17 protein-coding genes and 1 riboswitch are annotated in these 15,967 nt (G+C 33.0%); of the genes, 16 read left to right on the top strand and 1 reads right to left on the bottom strand.

The features are described 5' to 3' along the window. Window positions 1-11: 11 nt before the first annotated feature. Both galU and G7082_RS00610 read left to right on the top strand, forming a co-directional pair. Window positions 12-917 (top strand): UTP--glucose-1-phosphate uridylyltransferase GalU, encoded by a 906-nt coding sequence (galU, locus tag G7082_RS00615; protein ID WP_166033246.1) that lies wholly within the window; start codon window positions 12-14, stop codon window positions 915-917. Window positions 918-1,044: 127 nt separating this feature from the next. Continuing rightward, window positions 1,045-2,037, top strand: a complete 993-nt coding sequence (locus tag G7082_RS00610; protein ID WP_166033245.1) for a nucleoid-associated protein — start codon at window positions 1,045-1,047, stop codon at window positions 2,035-2,037. Here the strand turns inward: G7082_RS00610 and G7082_RS00605 are convergent. Then, on the bottom strand, window positions 2,034-2,795 hold the full coding sequence (locus G7082_RS00605; RefSeq protein WP_166033244.1) for a prolyl oligopeptidase family serine peptidase: 762 nt from the start codon (window positions 2,793-2,795) through the stop codon (window positions 2,034-2,036). The two genes, G7082_RS00610 and G7082_RS00605, sit on opposite strands and share 4 nt — an antisense overlap. Window positions 2,796-2,955: 160 nt before the next feature. Between G7082_RS00605 and dnaX the strand changes: the two genes are divergently transcribed. The 14 genes from dnaX (at window position 2,956) to G7082_RS00535 (ending at window position 15,960) form a co-directional block, all read left to right on the top strand. Continuing rightward, window positions 2,956-4,653, top strand: coding sequence for a DNA polymerase III subunit gamma/tau (gene dnaX, locus G7082_RS00600; RefSeq protein WP_166033243.1), 1,698 nt, complete (start codon window positions 2,956-2,958; stop codon window positions 4,651-4,653). Between the two features lie 21 nt (window positions 4,654-4,674). Continuing rightward, the gene (locus G7082_RS00595) at window positions 4,675-4,989 is read left to right on the top strand and encodes a YbaB/EbfC family nucleoid-associated protein (protein ID WP_166033242.1); all 315 of its coding nucleotides are present in this window, start codon (window positions 4,675-4,677) and stop codon (window positions 4,987-4,989) included. A gap of 66 nt (window positions 4,990-5,055) precedes the next feature. Beyond that, window positions 5,056-5,652 carry a recombination mediator RecR gene (gene recR / locus G7082_RS00590; RefSeq protein WP_166033241.1) on the top strand — a complete coding sequence of 199 codons (597 nt, stop codon included), beginning with the start codon at window positions 5,056-5,058 and terminating at the stop codon, window positions 5,650-5,652. A 19-nt stretch (window positions 5,653-5,671) separates the two neighbouring features. Continuing rightward, window positions 5,672-6,316 carry a dTMP kinase gene (gene tmk, locus G7082_RS00585; RefSeq protein WP_166033240.1) on the top strand — a complete coding sequence of 215 codons (645 nt, stop codon included), beginning with the start codon at window positions 5,672-5,674 and terminating at the stop codon, window positions 6,314-6,316. A 19-nt stretch (window positions 6,317-6,335) separates the two neighbouring features. Beyond that, the gene (locus G7082_RS00580; protein WP_166033239.1) at window positions 6,336-6,665 is read left to right on the top strand and encodes a cyclic-di-AMP receptor; all 330 of its coding nucleotides are present in this window, start codon (window positions 6,336-6,338) and stop codon (window positions 6,663-6,665) included. Then, window positions 6,665-7,609, top strand: coding sequence for a DNA polymerase III subunit delta' (locus G7082_RS00575; RefSeq protein ID WP_166033238.1), 945 nt, complete (start codon window positions 6,665-6,667; stop codon window positions 7,607-7,609). Before G7082_RS00580 ends, G7082_RS00575 begins: the two co-directional genes overlap by 1 nt. Window positions 7,610-7,626: 17 nt before the next feature. Continuing rightward, window positions 7,627-8,454: a PSP1 domain-containing protein gene (locus G7082_RS00570; protein ID WP_166033237.1), complete on the top strand. Its 828-nt coding sequence runs from the start codon at window positions 7,627-7,629 to the stop codon at window positions 8,452-8,454. Between the two features lies 1 nt (window position 8,455). Further along, window positions 8,456-8,788: a DNA replication initiation control protein YabA gene (locus tag G7082_RS00565; RefSeq protein WP_166033236.1), complete on the top strand. Its 333-nt coding sequence runs from the start codon at window positions 8,456-8,458 to the stop codon at window positions 8,786-8,788. A gap of 64 nt (window positions 8,789-8,852) precedes the next feature. Continuing rightward, complete coding sequence (gene rsmI, locus G7082_RS00560) at window positions 8,853-9,722, top strand: 16S rRNA (cytidine(1402)-2'-O)-methyltransferase (protein ID WP_166033235.1); 870 nt, start codon at window positions 8,853-8,855, stop codon at window positions 9,720-9,722. A 190-nt stretch (window positions 9,723-9,912) separates the two neighbouring features. Beyond that, entirely contained in the window at window positions 9,913-11,574 is a 1,662-nt protein-coding gene (locus G7082_RS00555; protein WP_166033234.1) for a coiled-coil domain-containing protein, read from the top strand. A gap of 25 nt (window positions 11,575-11,599) precedes the next feature. After that, on the top strand, window positions 11,600-13,246 hold the full coding sequence (locus tag G7082_RS00550; protein ID WP_166033233.1) for a glucosaminidase domain-containing protein: 1,647 nt from the start codon (window positions 11,600-11,602) through the stop codon (window positions 13,244-13,246). 23 nt (window positions 13,247-13,269) lie between these two features. Then, window positions 13,270-13,367, top strand: a riboswitch (purine riboswitch). A 54-nt stretch (window positions 13,368-13,421) separates the two neighbouring features. Then, on the top strand, window positions 13,422-13,994 hold the full coding sequence (locus G7082_RS00545; RefSeq protein ID WP_166033232.1) for a xanthine phosphoribosyltransferase: 573 nt from the start codon (window positions 13,422-13,424) through the stop codon (window positions 13,992-13,994). Between the two features lie 168 nt (window positions 13,995-14,162). After that, window positions 14,163-15,299 (top strand): 5-(carboxyamino)imidazole ribonucleotide synthase, encoded by a 1,137-nt coding sequence (locus tag G7082_RS00540; protein ID WP_166033231.1) that lies wholly within the window; start codon window positions 14,163-14,165, stop codon window positions 15,297-15,299. Between the two features lie 25 nt (window positions 15,300-15,324). Continuing rightward, window positions 15,325-15,960 (top strand): GntR family transcriptional regulator, encoded by a 636-nt coding sequence (locus G7082_RS00535; protein ID WP_166033230.1) that lies wholly within the window; start codon window positions 15,325-15,327, stop codon window positions 15,958-15,960. The last annotated feature ends 7 nt before the right edge of the window (window positions 15,961-15,967 follow it).

The raw sequence follows: 15,967 nt of genomic DNA, 5'->3' as shown, positions 1-15,967 counted from the left end.
GAGTGTCAAACATGCAAAAAGTAAGAAAAGCGATTATCCCAGCTGCGGGGTTAGGAACAAGATTTTTACCAGCAACTAAAGCAATGGCCAAAGAAATGTTACCAATCGTTGATAAACCAACAATTCAATTTATCGTAGAAGAAGCAAGAGCTGCGGGAATCGAAGATATTTTAATTGTTACAGGGAAAGCTAAACGCCCCATTGAAGATCATTTTGATTCTAACTTAGAATTAGAAATGAACTTAAAAGAAAAAGGTAAAACAGATTTATTACAATTAGTCACTGAAACAACAGGCTTAAACTTACATTTTATTCGCCAATCACACCCACTTGGCTTAGGTCATGCGGTACTTCAAGCGAAATCATTTGTAGGTAATGAACCTTTTGTTGTCATGTTAGGTGATGACTTAATGGAAGATAAAGTGCCTTTGACAAGACAATTAATGGATAATTATGAAAGCACACATGCTTCAACTATTGCTGTCATGGACGTGCCACAAGAAGATGTGTCTAAATATGGTATCATCAACCCAGGTCAAGAAGTTGAGAAAAACTTGTTCAACGTTATTAATTTTGTTGAAAAACCTGCTGTGGAAGATGCGCCAAGTAATATGGCTATCATCGGACGTTACCTATTAACACCTGAAATTTTCAATATCTTAGAAAACCAACACCCAGGTGCAGGAAATGAAATCCAATTAACAGATGCAATTGATACGTTAAATAAAACACAACGAGTATTTGCCCATAAATTTACAGGAACAAGATACGATGTTGGTGATAAATTTGGCTTTATGAAAACAAGTATTGAGTACGGCTTAAAACACCCACAAATCAAAGATGATTTAAAACAACTTATTTTAGATTTAAGTGATGACTTGCGTAAAGATGAGAAAAAGAAAAAAGAGAAAGAATAATGTTCTCTTAGGAGTAACATTATTTGTATAAATAAGAAAGAGGCTGACATTAAGATCAGCTTCTTTTTCATTGAAGAGTACATATTAGTAGTTGTAACTTATTTCATTAAAGGATAAAGGTGTTTATATGGAAATAAAAAAAGCAATCTTACATATTATTGACCGTGAGGCAGGGAGTTTAATCTGTTCTCAAAAGGAATTAGAATTAAAAGAATACGCAGTAAAACAATATTTGGATTCTGTTTTGAAACGTTTAGAAAAGGCTGAGTACAAATCTGGAATCCTGAATCAAACGTCAGAATTTTATCATTTGATGACCAATGAGGACTTAGATTTTGTTGATAAATCTTCTGAAATTGCTCAAATGGTTTTTGATAGCTTAGCTATTTCAGAGGATGCACCAAGTGGAGATCTTTTGATTGTTGAACTTGAGGAGATGAATGGTTTACCAAAATTTGGGATGATTAAGTTCAATTATAAGCCGAGTTTTACTCATCATGTGACTTATGTTGAAGATAAGATGCAAAACAATATCATTTTAAACAAAACGATTTTTCCTTCTATGACGCAAAGGATAGATGAATGTTGTTTAATTAATCAAGAAACTTTTGAACTTGAAATTGTTGAAAAAAAATATAGCTTTGAAGGTCAAAAGCGTCTTTTCTTTTCAGAGCGTTTTTTACAAGTAGATCCCAAGCCAACGGTGACTGAAAATCTAAAGATCATTAAAAAAGCAGTGAAAGAAGTGGCCAATAAGTACAATGAAGAAGAGTACGTCAGCATGAGCCAAACGCAACAAGCTATTTTTGAAAGTATTGAGGAAACGGGAACGATTAGTAAAGAAAAAATCGCAGAAGCCGTTTTTGATACCAACGAATCTGCGAAACAGGAATATTATGAGATGATTGAACAAACTAAATTCTCAGAAGAAATTCCAAGTAATATTCCCAAATATGAAAAAAAATACAGCATGCAAAAATTTAAATTAACCAATGGGATCGAATTAAGTATTCCAGCTGATATTTATAAAGACAAAGATTTAATTGAATTTATTAACAATCCTGATGGAACGATTTCAGTCATGATTAAAAATGTGGAAGAAGTTATTAGCAAGTTTTAATCACTGAAATGTTGAACGAAAAATTTTCCTGTTTTGTTCATAATATCAATTGTTAGAATATGAGGTTCTCCTTCACCTGTTTCAAAAGACATTTGGCGACCATAAACTTGGTCTTTGTGATCTCGGTAAAACTGATAGGTGACATCATAGGGAAGTTTTTGATCATCGGTCCCGTGCCAAAAATAAAGGGGACGACCGGCGATTTTCTCTGGCATTTTACTGAGATCATAAGTTTTAGTCCATGAAAATAAGTCGACTAAATAATCTGGGTAGTGTCCTTCCTCTTTTTGGATATAAGCGGCTGTTCGACTAATAAAGGATTCAAAATTAGGTGAGCCCATTAAAATAGCAGCGACTTTTATTTCGGGGTATCGGGTTAAAAGTGCAGCAGTTGTCATACCACCCATAGAGAAACCTGCGACACCAAGATTATCCTCTTGAATTAACCCTCTTTTTTGATAGAAATTTTTAATCATAGGAAACTCACTTAAGTTATACTGGAGCGTTGACCAAAAAACAAAAGAGGGAATCATAGAACGATTCTCAATTTTTCGCTCGCCGTGATACATACTATCTGGCAAGATAACACGAATATTTTCTTGAGCAATTTTTTTGCTGGCTGTTAGAGCCAATTCTTTCTTTGTTTGCCAACCGTGATAGTAAATAACTAGGGATAAAGGCTCATTTAAAAATTCAGTAGGAACTACTTCTAAAACTGGGATATGTTGGATCATTCTTTTTCGAATGGTTAATGTCAATATAATCACTTCCTTACGCTTATTTTAAGGAAGCTAAGGTAAGAAGTAAACTAAAGTGAACTTTCGCTTTAAAAGAGAATAAATCTAATAGTCTGGATGGTAATTTCTTGTTTTTTCCATTATAATGGAGGATGAGTTTTTAATTGAGAGGAGAATGAAATTGGCATATCAAGCTTTGTATCGTGAATGGCGATCGCAGACTTTTGACGACATGGTCGGACAAAAGATGATTACGCAAACATTGAAAAATGCGATTGTTCAAGAAAAAGTATCCCATGCCTATCTCTTTACAGGCCCCAGAGGTACAGGAAAGACAAGTGCAGCAAAAGTTTTTGCTAAAGCAATTAACTGTAAACACTCTGTTAATGGTGAACCATGTAATCAATGTGAAGACTGTGTTGGTATTACAGAAGGTCGGGTCAACGATGTGATTGAAATTGATGCGGCAAGTAATAACGGTGTGGAAGAAATCCGTGATATTCGTGATAAGGTTAAATATGCTCCCACTCAAGTCACATATAAAGTATATATTATAGATGAAGTCCATATGCTTTCAACAGGTGCATTTAATGCCCTTTTAAAAACATTGGAAGAACCTCCAAAACATGTTGTTTTCATTTTAGCAACAACTGAACCACATAAGATACCTGCGACGATTATTTCAAGAACCCAGCGATTTGATTTTAAACGAATCGGCATTGAAGATATTGAAGAGCATTTAACAACTATTTTAAAGGCTAAAGATATTGCCTATGAAGAAGCAGCGTTAAAAATTATTTCAAGATCTGCTGAAGGCGGAATGCGGGATGCTTTAAGTATTTTAGATCAGGCTATTTCTTTTAGTGGAGACAAATTGACTACTCAAGACGCTTTAGAGGTAACAGGTAGTTTAACAAATGAAATCATGGATGCCTATTTAGAACACTGTGTGTCCAGTGAAACAGAAGCAGCTTTATCAGTTTTAAATCAGTTACTAACAGAAGGTAAAGAAAGTAATCGAATTGTAGAAAACTTACTTCTGTATTGTCGTGATTTATTAGTCTATCAAAAAGCACCAAATGTTTTAGAAGGACAAGTGGGACTGATAACAGAGAGTTTCAAAAAATTAAGTGAATTAGTTAAAACAGATGAGTTATATCAGCTTATTAATGAATTAAACGAAACCCAAAAAGAGATTCGCTATAGTCACCAGCCAACTGTTTATTTAGAAGTGATGACAGTTAAGTTATCAACGGCAAAAATGACTGCACCAACTGAACAACAAGGGAACGTTGACTTACCTGAAATTCAAAATTTAATGGATAAAGTCATGACTTTAGAAAAAGAATTACATCAATTAAAAACAACAGGAATTGCTCAAAACACTAACAATCAACAAGCGAGTAGCTCTCAGAATACTAAAAAAGCTAAGGTACCAACTTATCGAATTCCAACTGAGCAAGTATATCAAGTGTTGCAAAAAGCGACGAAACCTCAGTTAGTTTCTGTTAAGGGAGCTTGGGATGAGTTGCTGCAGTTCTTATCAGTGACTCAAAGAGCCATGATCAAAGCAAGTGAGCCTGTAGCAGCAAGTGATGACAGTTTAATCATTGCCTTTGATTATGAGATTTTGTGTCAAAAAGCAAGTCAAGATGAGGATTTACTTTTTGCTATTAAAAATGGCTTTGAGCGATTAATTAGATATTCACCTAATTTAATTAGTGTTCCAAGAGATCAGTGGTCTGAATTAAGACAATCATTTATCTCTCAAATGGAACCTGGTGAATCAGGAGAAGCACCAAAAACAGAAGAAAAAGATCCAGTGATTGAAGAAGCCAAAGAATTATTTGGTTCTTTAGTAAATATAATTGAAGATTAAAACAATAGAGGAGAGATTATTATGATGCGTGGAATGGGAAATATGCAAGGCATGATGAAACAAATGCAAAAAATGCAAAAAGAAATGACAGAAACAAAAGGTCAATTAGACAAAATGGAATTTACTGGTGAAGCTGGTAATGGCTTAGTTATTATTACAATGACAGGTGAGAAAAAAGTGGTGGATGTTAAAATCAACCCAGATGTTCTTGACCCAGAAGATGCTGAAATGACACAAGATTTAGTCTTAGCTGCAACAAACAACTGTTTAGAAAAAATCGAAGTGGAATCAGAAAAAATGATGGGACAATATACTAAAAATATCCCTGGATTCTAATAGTAAAATAAAGAGGCTGACTAAAAAAGTCAGCCTCTTTTATGAGAAAGAAAGAAGGAAGTAAGTATGTATTATCCAGCGCCAATAGCGAAATTAATCGAAAGTTATATGAAATTACCAGGTATTGGGGCTAAAACAGCCACTAGACTTGCTTTTTATACCATTAACATGAGAGAAGAAGATGTAACTGAGTTTGCTAAATCTTTAATCAGCGTTAAAAGAGATCTTCACTACTGTTCAATTTGTGGAAACATTACAGATGAGGCAACCTGTGATATTTGCCGTGATAGTAACCGAGATAAAAGTATTATTTTAGTCGTAGAAGAAACAAAAGATGTGATGTCTATGGAAAAAATGCGAGAGTACAAGGGTCTGTATCATGTATTAAATGGTGTTTTATCACCGATGGATGGCACTGGTCCAGATGATTTGAATATTGCTTCATTAATTAAACGTCTCCACGGGGATGAAATTACAGAGGTCATTATTGCAACCAATGCCACAACAGATGGGGAAGCAACGGCTATGTACCTGTCACGCTTAATTAAACCAGCTGGAATTAAAGTGACACGCTTGGCTCATGGTTTGTCAGTAGGTAGTGATATTGAGTACGCAGATGAAATTACATTACTAAAAGCAGTTGAAGGACGAACTGAATTGTAGATAAAAGGAGCAGATAAAGATGCAAGGAATTTTTATTACGTTAGAAGGTCCAGATGGTGCTGGGAAAACAACGGTGGTTAATGAATTAAGCCAACTATTAATGAATGACATTAATAGAGAGGTTGTGACAACAAGAGAACCAGGCGGTATTCCAATAGCAGAACAAATTCGTCAGGTGATCTTAGATCCTAAAAATATTGAGATGGATGAACGAACAGAAGCATTACTTTATGCAGCTGCAAGAAGACAACATCTAGTACAAAAAGTGTTACCATCATTAAAGGAAGGGAAATTAGTCCTGTGTGATCGTTTTATTGATAGCTCGATTGCCTATCAAGGTGTGGGTCGAGAAATTGGCAAAGCTGCAGTACAAAACATTAATGATTTTGCAATTGAGGGGCACTATCCGGATTTAACCATTTACTTAGATGTTCCTTCTGAAGTTGGCTTAGAAAGAATTAATCGTGGTCGAAAAGAATCAGAGCTCGACCGCTTAGATAATGAATCCCTAGACTTTCATAAAAAGGTGAGATCAGCTTACCTAGAGTTAGTAAAGGAGCATTCTGAAAGAATTGTTTTAGTTGATACAGAAGATAATATAGAAAAAGTTGTAAAAAATTGTTATGATTTAATTAAGGATAAATATCCTTCTATTTTTAAATAAGTGAAAGGTGGTCATCGCAATGAAATTGTTATTAGCAATTGTTCAAGATAAAGATAGTAACCGTTTGTCAACTGAATTTAATCAAGGGAATGTTCGTGCGACTAAATTATCTACAACAGGAGGTTTTTTACGAGCAGGAAACACAACCTTTATTATCGGGATTGAAGATGAGCGAGTAGAAGAGGTCTTAAATATTATTAAAGAAACCTGTCAGACAAGAGAACAATACGTAACGTCACCAGTAACTTTTGATATGTCAATGGATGCACATTCTAGTTATCCCATTGAAATTCAAGTCGGCGGTGCCACTGTGTTTGAATTACCAGTTGACGGATTCCATCAGTTTTAATGGAAAAATTATTAAAAGATAAAGTTAAAGAGGAACAGCCAAGGCTAAGTAGTTTATTTGAAAAAGTTTTACTTAAAAATAAATTGACCCATGCCTATTTAATGGAAAGTAAAGAAATAGAATCAGCTTATGTTTTTTCACTTTGGTTAGCTCAATCCATTTTTTGTGAAGAAACAGAGAACCATCTACCCTGTGGCCTTTGTAATAATTGTCAACGGATAGTTAGTCAAGATTTTCCAGATGTGACAACCATTGAACCGGACGGACAAACGATTAAGGTAGATCAAATTAGAGATATCAAACAAACATTTATTAGAAGTGGAATGGAATCAAGAAAAAAGGCGTTAATTATAAAAAATGCTGAAAAAATGACAGTCAGTGCGGCTAATAGTTTATTAAAATTTATTGAAGAACCAGACGGCATGATGCATATCTTCTTTCTGACGAACAATAGCAATAGAATATTATCGACGATTCAATCAAGGTGTCAGCAAATTTATTTGCATCCTACGTCCAAATCAGCCCTTCTTGCAGAGGTCAGTAAAGAAAGCTCTCTTACGAAAAAACAAGTTGAATTAATTGTAGAACTTTCTGAATCTAAAAAAAAGGCAGTTGAATTATCAAGTGATGAGTGGTTTAATAGTGCTAGAGAAACTGTGTCTAAATGGTTTCAGTATTTAGATAAAAAAAATGCATTAGCTTTTATATTTGTTCAACAACATTTAGTAAAATTAGGGAAAGATAAAGAACAACAGTTTTTAATTCTTGATATATTGCTAAATATGTACCGATTAGAATTAAAAGAACAAGTTGCTTTGGACTCTTTTTCTAAAGAACGATATAATAATGCTATTGAAGTGATAATCACTGCAAGAAAAAAATTAGAGGCAAATGTTAGTTTTCAGAATGTCTGTGAACAACTTGTATGGCAAGTGCTGTATTAATATAGGAGGACCACACAATGATAGAAGTAGTCGGTGTCCGATTTAAACCTACTGGGAGAATTTATTTTTATTCAAAAAATGATTTACTAGATTTGGAGTATAATCAGCCAGTAATAGTAGAATCTCAAAAAGCGAAAGAATTAGCGTATATTGCTATTCCAAATAAAGAAATGAACAAAGAAGATTTACCAGAAGAACTAAAGCCCGTCATTCAAATAGCAACAAGTAAACAATTAGCAAAACAAGAAAAAAATAAACAAGATGCCAAACAGGCTTTTTCAGTTGCGAAAGAAAAAATAATCGCTCATCAATTAGAAATGAAACTGGTTGACGTAGAATATACCTTTGATCGCAGTAAAATGGTCTTTAGTTTTACTGCAGATGGTCGAATTGATTTTAGAAATCTAGTGAAGGATTTAGCTTCTATTTTCAAAACACGGATTGAATTAAGACAAATTGGTGTGAGGGATGAAGCGAAGTTATTAGGTGGAATTGGACCTTGCGGAAGACCGTTATGTTGTAGTACTTTCTTAGGAGATTTTGCAGCTGTATCTATAAAAATGGCCAAAGAACAGAATTTATCTTTAAATCCTACTAAAATATCTGGTGTGTGTGGTCGTTTGATGTGTTGCTTAAATTATGAAAACTCAGAATATGAGCGATTAAGAAAAAAAATGCCAGATTTTGGTGAAATCATCGAAACGCCAGATGGTAAAGGGAAAGTTATCGGCTTAAACATATTATCAGAAGTCATCAAAGTTAAATTATTCCAAAGAGAAACACCAATGGAATATGGTTTAGATGAGCTACTAGAGATGGAACCAGAAGAAATAAAGGAAGATTAACATGGAAAAAACAAAATTATACGATGAATTAGTAGATGTTGAGAAAAATTTACAAACCATGTTAAGTCAAGTGAGTGAAATGAAAGACGTGGTAGATGACGTTCTTGAGAAAAACTTGAATTTGGAACTGGAAAACCAACATTTAAGAGATCGTTTAGAAAAACTTGAACGAGAATTTTTTTCAGATGAAAGCAAACAAGAGTTATCTAAATCTCGTTTGAATTTAGAAAAATTATATGAACAAGGGTTTCATGTGTGTAAAGATTTTTATGGTTCTAGAAGAGAAAATCATGAAGAATGTGTGTTTTGTTCTCATATGATCTATGGTAAATAAAAAATAGTGAAACTAATAAGAGGCAGACTTTAAGGTCGGCCTCTTTTTTAAAGGAGTAAAAGAGATGCAACAGCAAAAAAGTTTTAAAAATATGACAGTTGGTAAACTGTATTTAGTTCCAACGCCCATTGGTAATTTAGAAGACATGACATTTAGATCGGTTAATACTTTAAAAGAAGTTGATTTAATTGCGAGTGAAGACACGAGAAATACTAAAAAGTTACTAAATCATTTTGAAATTGAGACAAGACAGCTTAGTTTACATGAACATAATGTGAAAGAGCGAGTGCCAGAATTAATTGACATGCTGCTTAGTGGAACCAATATTGCTCAAGTTAGTGATGCAGGGATGCCTTCTATCAGTGATCCAGGTCATGAACTTGTTTTGACAGCTATTAAAGAAGATATCGATGTGGTGGCTTTGCCTGGTGCTTCAGCAGGAATCACTGCCCTAATTGCCTCAGGAATCACACCACAACCTTTTCTTTTTCACGGGTTTTTACCTAGAAAAACCAATGAACAAAAAATAGCTCTTGATCAATTAAAAGAAATTCAGGCAGCTTTAATTTTTTATGAAAGTCCACACCGAATTGTAAAAACACTTAGCAATATGGCGCTTGTTCTTGGTGAAAATCGAAAAGTAGTCTTGTGCCGAGAATTGACAAAGCTATTTGAAGAGTACACTCGTGGAACAATAAAAGAATTAATCGAATTTTTCAATGAAAAAACGATAAAAGGCGAATGTTGTTTAATAGTAGAAGGTCATGACGGCTTTTCAGAAATGTCAGCCTTAGAAGAAGAGCTTTCTCTTAAAGAACATGTGGATCTGTTAATGGAAACACAGGGCTTGAAAAATAAAGATGCTATCAAAGAAGTAGCGAAAAAAAGAGGTTTAAAAAAACAAGAAGTCTATAAAGAATACCATATAGAATAAATGCTACGTGCCTGTTGAAATCTAAAAAAAAGTTGCATATTGTTAAGGGTATGATATAATTTTCTTGTATAAGTATTATTAGAATAGGGCAGAAAGGTTTTTTTTTGATTTAGATTCCTTTTGTTTTTCTAACTTACTTAAGTATGTGAAAAAAAATTATATATAAGTTCTATTGTGAGGTGGAGTTTGATTGTTTAATAATTGGTTAAAACGTAAGGACGATGAGTCTAATGATGAAGTAAAGGATAACAATTTAAATGAAGAAAACGCACTAATGGCGACAGAAAGTGCGGCCAGCTCTTCAAGTAAATTAGATTATGATAATGGTGATGATGACTATTACTACTATTATTATTACGAAGGGGATAATAAAAACAAACCTTCAATTCCTACTTTAGAAACAAAGGTTCCAGAGAAAGAAGAAACTTTAGATTATTACAATGTTGAAGATGATTCATATGTTAGTCCATTTAAAACGGACGCACCTACTGAAAAATCAGAAACAAAAGAAGAAACGGTATCTCCAGATTTTTCCTATGAGGAAGAGTATGTTGAAGTTTCAAGTAATCAACCTAAAACAGCAACAAGTCAATTAGACATTTCAGAAATTGAAAATGCTCAGTTGAGAGAAAAAATTGATCATTTATTACTTGAAAATGATAATTTACAACATCAAGCAGATCGTTTAGTCCGAGTTGAAGAAAATAATAACCGATTATCTGCTCAAATAGATGAGTATGCTAATTTATTAGAAGAAAACAACCAACTAAAAATTGAATTATTGGATTTAGATAAAATTAAATCTGATCATGCAGCTATGTTACAGCAAGTAGAAACTTTAAATGGAAGTCTAGCTGAGAAAGAGTTAAAAATTACTGATCTAAGCAATGAACTTTCAGATAAAGCTCAAAATGCTGAAACTATTCAAGAATTGGAAGGCAAGTTAAATCAAGTCAACCAAATGTTAGAAGAAAAGTCAGCTGAATTAAATAGTCTGACAACAAGTAGGGATGAGCTAACACAAAGAGTGACTGAATCTGATAATACATTAGCGCTTAAAGAACAAGAAATAGCAGAACAAAGCCAGTTGATAGATTCTCTAAAATCTGATAACGAAACCTTTATCAAAGAAATTGAAAATCTACAACAAACGGTACTAGCACATAAAGAGCAAGAAGAAACGTTAGATCAAGAAGCGTTAGAAAAAGTTGAAATTCAAAGAAATATAACTGAACTTGAAGCTAAATTATCACATGCTAAAGAATTAGAAAATAAATTAATTACGAAATACGAAGAAGAATTAGAAAAAAATCAAAATCTTGAAATAACGATGAAGAAAAAGGAACAGGAGCTAACAGAAATGAATGAGAAATTAAGCCAAACAGAACAATTAGAGAAAGAACTTGCAGAATTAAAAAATAACCAAAGTGTTATTAATAATTTACAACAAGAACTATCTTCTATGCGTCAACAACAAGAAGAGGTAACAACAAGTTTAACAGAATTACGTGCTAACAAAGCTCCTGAAGTAACAGATCTACAATTAGAATTAGCACAAGTTAAAGAAGAATTACGTTTGGCTAATTTAAGAGCTGACCAAGGTACTTCTATGAGCCAATCAGATATCGCAAGCGTTATGTTAGAGGCTCAAGCAAAAGCACGTCAAATCGTTGATGTGGCTAACTATGAAGCGAAACGCCGCGTTGCTGATTCAGAAACAGAGTTAAGTGCTATCAGCCAAGAAGCTAGAAATTACTATAGAAAATTAGAAAAATTAAGAGTTGATTCAGAAATTATCTTCTCTGATTTATTAAGAAAATTAGAAACTATGGGAGAAATTGATCGTTTCTAAGAATTTGAAAGTGAGGTAGAGGTCGATGGAAAAAATTAAAAAAACACATCGTAAATTTGGCGTCTTTGTTGGGGTTAGTACTGTTTTAGTATCGGTTTGTGGACCGGTGTTAGAAACTGTTGTTTATGCTGAAGAAGCAGCGAACACTACATCTAACAAAGTGCTGTCAACTCTACCTAAAGCAGATTCGGCTATCAATTTTTCGAGTGACTTTTCAAGTACAACAAATGGAGAAGTATCTGCTTCAGACTCTTCAGAAGTAACTGTACCTAGTGAAACTGGGGAATCAAGTGTCGAGCCTTCTAAAGATTCGAGTAACAGTTCTTCTTCAAGTACAGATAAAAACACAACATCTAGTAGTAAAAATACAGGATCTTCCTCTTCAAGTATTACAGGTTCATCTAGTAGTTCAAAAGGTGGTATTTCAGGAAGCTCATCAAGTAAAAATGATGGGAACAATACATCGAAAGATTCTTCAGAAAACTCATCTAAAGATGATAATATAGAAAAATCAACTTCTAAGTCAGAAGATAAGACACCAATTAGATATACTAGAAATCAGTCGACAGAAGAGTTTATTGAAGAAATCGGTGAAGATGCTAGAGCAATTGGTCAAAAAAATGATTTGTATGCTTCAGTTATGATTGCACAAGCTATTCTTGAGAGTGGATCAGGTAATAGTGGTCTATCGAGAGAACCTAATTATAATTTGTTTGGTATTAAAGGTTCCTACGAAGGTAAATCAGTAGAGATGCCGACGTTAGAAGATAATGGGAAAGGTAGCATGTATACTATTTCTGCTAAATTCAGAAAGTATCCAAGTTACAAAGAATCATTAGAAGATTATGCAACGCTAATGACAGGGGGAACATTAGGTCGTTCAACTTTTTATCAAGGGGCTTGGAAGTCAAATACTAAATCTTACGAAGAAGCTACCAAATATTTAACAGGTCGCTACGCAACAGATACACGCTATAACGACAAGTTAAACGGATTGATTGAAACGTATAATTTAGCTCAATATGACAATAAAAAGGCTGTTGAAACTAAGCTAGAAAAATCCAAAGAAACAGAAGCTTTTATTAAGGAAATATCAGCTGATACAAAAGAGATTGCCGAAAAAAATGATATGTATGCTTCTGTATTAATTGCTGATGCTGTTATCAAAAGTACCTCTGGCAATAACATTTTAGCTGAAAATAAAAATATTTATCAAACAAAAGGTAAATATGAAGATAAAAGTATTGAAGTGGATACAATCGTTAAGGATAAAAAAGGCACTAAATTAGAAAAAGTAACTTACAAGGAGTATCCTTCTTACAAAGATTCAGTGGAAGATCATGTAAAATTACTTAAAGACGATAAAGCTGTCTATCCTGAACTGACAACTAAGAAAAAAGATACTTATAAAAAAGTAACAGCTTATATGACTGCTCAAAATAAAGAAGATCGAAATTATCATAAAAAGTTAAACGCACTTATTGCAACATATGATTTAACTCAGTTTGATAAAAAAGTCGAACCTAAAAAAGAAGTCAAAAAAGATAAAAAGGCTGACAATAAGAAAAAAGATGAATCCATTGATATCTTAAATCAATTAGGTCGTAATATGACGACTAAGTTATCTGAAAGCTTGGAAAAACCAGCCAAATATGATGTAACAAGTAAATAAAAGGCAATACGCCTTTTATTTTTTTAGAAAGATAAATAACAACTTATATATGATTATAATAAGGATAATCGTTTCTACTCAGTACCGTAAATACTGATCTATAAGTGAAGATAGGTTTATTTGCCCATTTTTGCTTATGCAAGAGTGGGTTTTTTATATTATGAGGGGGATAACAATGAAAGAATTATTAGATAAAATCGTGAGTGATGGAACAGTTTTACAAGAGGATGTATTGAAAGTGGATAGTTTCTTAACTCATCAAATTGATCCAAAATTAATGAGTTTGATAGGTAAAAATTTTGCGGATAAATATCGGGATAAAAAAATTACTAAGGTCGTAACCATTGAATCATCAGGCATTGCTCCTGCCGTTTTTATTGGCTTAGAATTAGATGTCCCTGTTATCTTTGCTAGAAAGCAAAAAAGCTTAACAATGAGTACAGAGCTTCTAACAGCAAGCGTTCATTCATTTACAAAAAAACAAACAAATGAAATTTCAATCTCAACTAAATTCCTAACATCTGAGGACCATGTATTAGTTGTAGATGATTTTTTAGCAAATGGACAAGCAGCATTAGGATTAGTCGAGCTATGTTCTCAAGCTGGAGCAAGTGTTGAAGCGATTAATATTGTAATTGAAAAATCTTTTCAAAATGGACGTTCATTACTTGAAGAAAAAGGTTACAAAGTAGATTCTCTTGCCAGAATAGAATCTCTGAAAGACAATAAAGTTCATTTTATTAAATAGAAATTAAAAAACAACAAAACAATCGGTTGATAAAATACCGATTGTTTTTTATTTATACTAAAAGAAGGGGAATTAAGAGCTTTTTATCTTTACAGTTATTCCGCAGATTGATACTATTAATATATCATTTAAATATCAGATTTAAAGTGGAGAAAGTAGTGAGGGAAGTTGTCAGAAATTATTTTACCTGGTAGTACAATTGGTATTATCGGAGGAGGACATATTAGCAAAATGCTTGTTATGTCAGCAAAAAAATATGGATACAAAGTGGGGATTTTAGATCCATTAGAAGAAAGTCCGGCGTCACAAGTTGCTGATTGGCATATTGTTGCCAATTATAATGAAGAAAGTGCGTTGTTGGAATTAGCCAAAAGAAGTGATGTTTTAACATTTGAAACAGAAAATATTGATACCAATGCCTTGGATTTTTTAAAAAAATTTGTGGCAATACCTCAAGGAACGTTTGGTTTATCTGTCACTCAAGATAGGTTGTTAGAAAGAGAATTTTTAGATAATCATTCGATTAATATCGCACCATATGAAACGGCAGTTGTTATTTCAGATATTAAAGAAGCGGCTAATAGTGTTGGTTATCCTTGTATTGTCAAAAGTACGAGAAGATATGGTGAAGAAGAGTATATTGTTAAGATTGATAGCCCGTCAGAAGTTGATTTAGCAGTCCCACTAGTTCAGCAAGGAGCTTGTATGGTAGAAGCTTTTGTTAAACTTAAGAAAGAACTATTCATGACGATTGCAGTTAATTCAGATGGAGAATACACGTTATTTCCAATTGTGGAGTCTTTTCATTATACAGATGGTTTGTTAAAGAAAGTCAAAGCACCGATTGAAATTGAAGATTTAGAACAGACGATTATTAATCAAATTGAACTTATTTCGAAAGTTATCGCCTCAGAATTGAATGTGTGTGGGATTGTTGGCATTGAATTTTTCTTAACGGAAGATGATAACCTTTATGTTAATGAGATTTCAGCAAGACCACATGAGTCAAGCACTTATACAATGGATGCATGTGATTTTTCTGAATACGATGCTCATATTAAAGGGATTTGTAATTGGTCACTGCCTAAAATTAAACAATTCATGCCAGCGGTGACGATAAATATTACGAAGGATAACTACGATCTTGTTATAGAGTTATTAGGAAAAAAAAGAAAATGGCACTATCATTTTTATCAGTATCCAAAACATGCAGAGATGTTTAAATTAGGTCATATAACAGTGTTGTCAGATAATTTAGAAGAAACGATTCAAGAAATAAAACATGTTGGCTTAATTGATAACTAATCTAAAGAAATAGGATGGAATGATCGTGAAAAAAAGTAGAATGCAACTTTTAGCATATAATTATATTAAAGAAAATATTGAAAATGATAAATGGGAAAATGAGTTTAGACTCGTGGAACAAGATATCTCAAATGATTTAGAGATTAGTCGAACGCCTATTAGAGAAGCGATTAATAGTTTGATTTTAGAAGGTTACCTTGAAAAGGAAACTAATCGCGGAGTTGTTGTAAAAAAACAAATTATCTCAGTTGAAGAATTTATTGAAAGAACGCAATTGTTAGAGTTGTTGTTATCAAATTATTTATTTCAATTACAGGTCAAACGCTTGAAGTTTGATACGACTGAAATTAAAAATATTTTAATTCTCATCGAGAAAGAAAGTGATTTTGCAGTCAAGAGAACGTGTTTAGGTAAAATACTAACCGTTTTTTTAGAATGTATGGAAAATAAAATTGTTAAACAAATAGTAAAGAAGAACTTTCAACAGCTAGATTATGTGATTTTTCCTAACGAAGCCGCTGACTTTTTATATCAAGAAATCAATGAATGTATGTTAAAATTATGTGATAATATTGATAAAAATGAATATGAAGTTGGTAGAAAAACCATACGAGTATTCTTTAATCGATTAAATCTAGAATTAATTGACCAGCAAATTTAAAGGAGCT

The organism is Vagococcus hydrophili (assembly GCF_011304195.1).
GTDB classification, from domain to species: domain Bacteria; phylum Bacillota; class Bacilli; order Lactobacillales; family Vagococcaceae; genus Vagococcus; species Vagococcus hydrophili.
The sequence above is the reverse complement of the archived record's forward strand: the minus strand, read 5'-3'. Positions and strand labels throughout refer to the sequence as shown.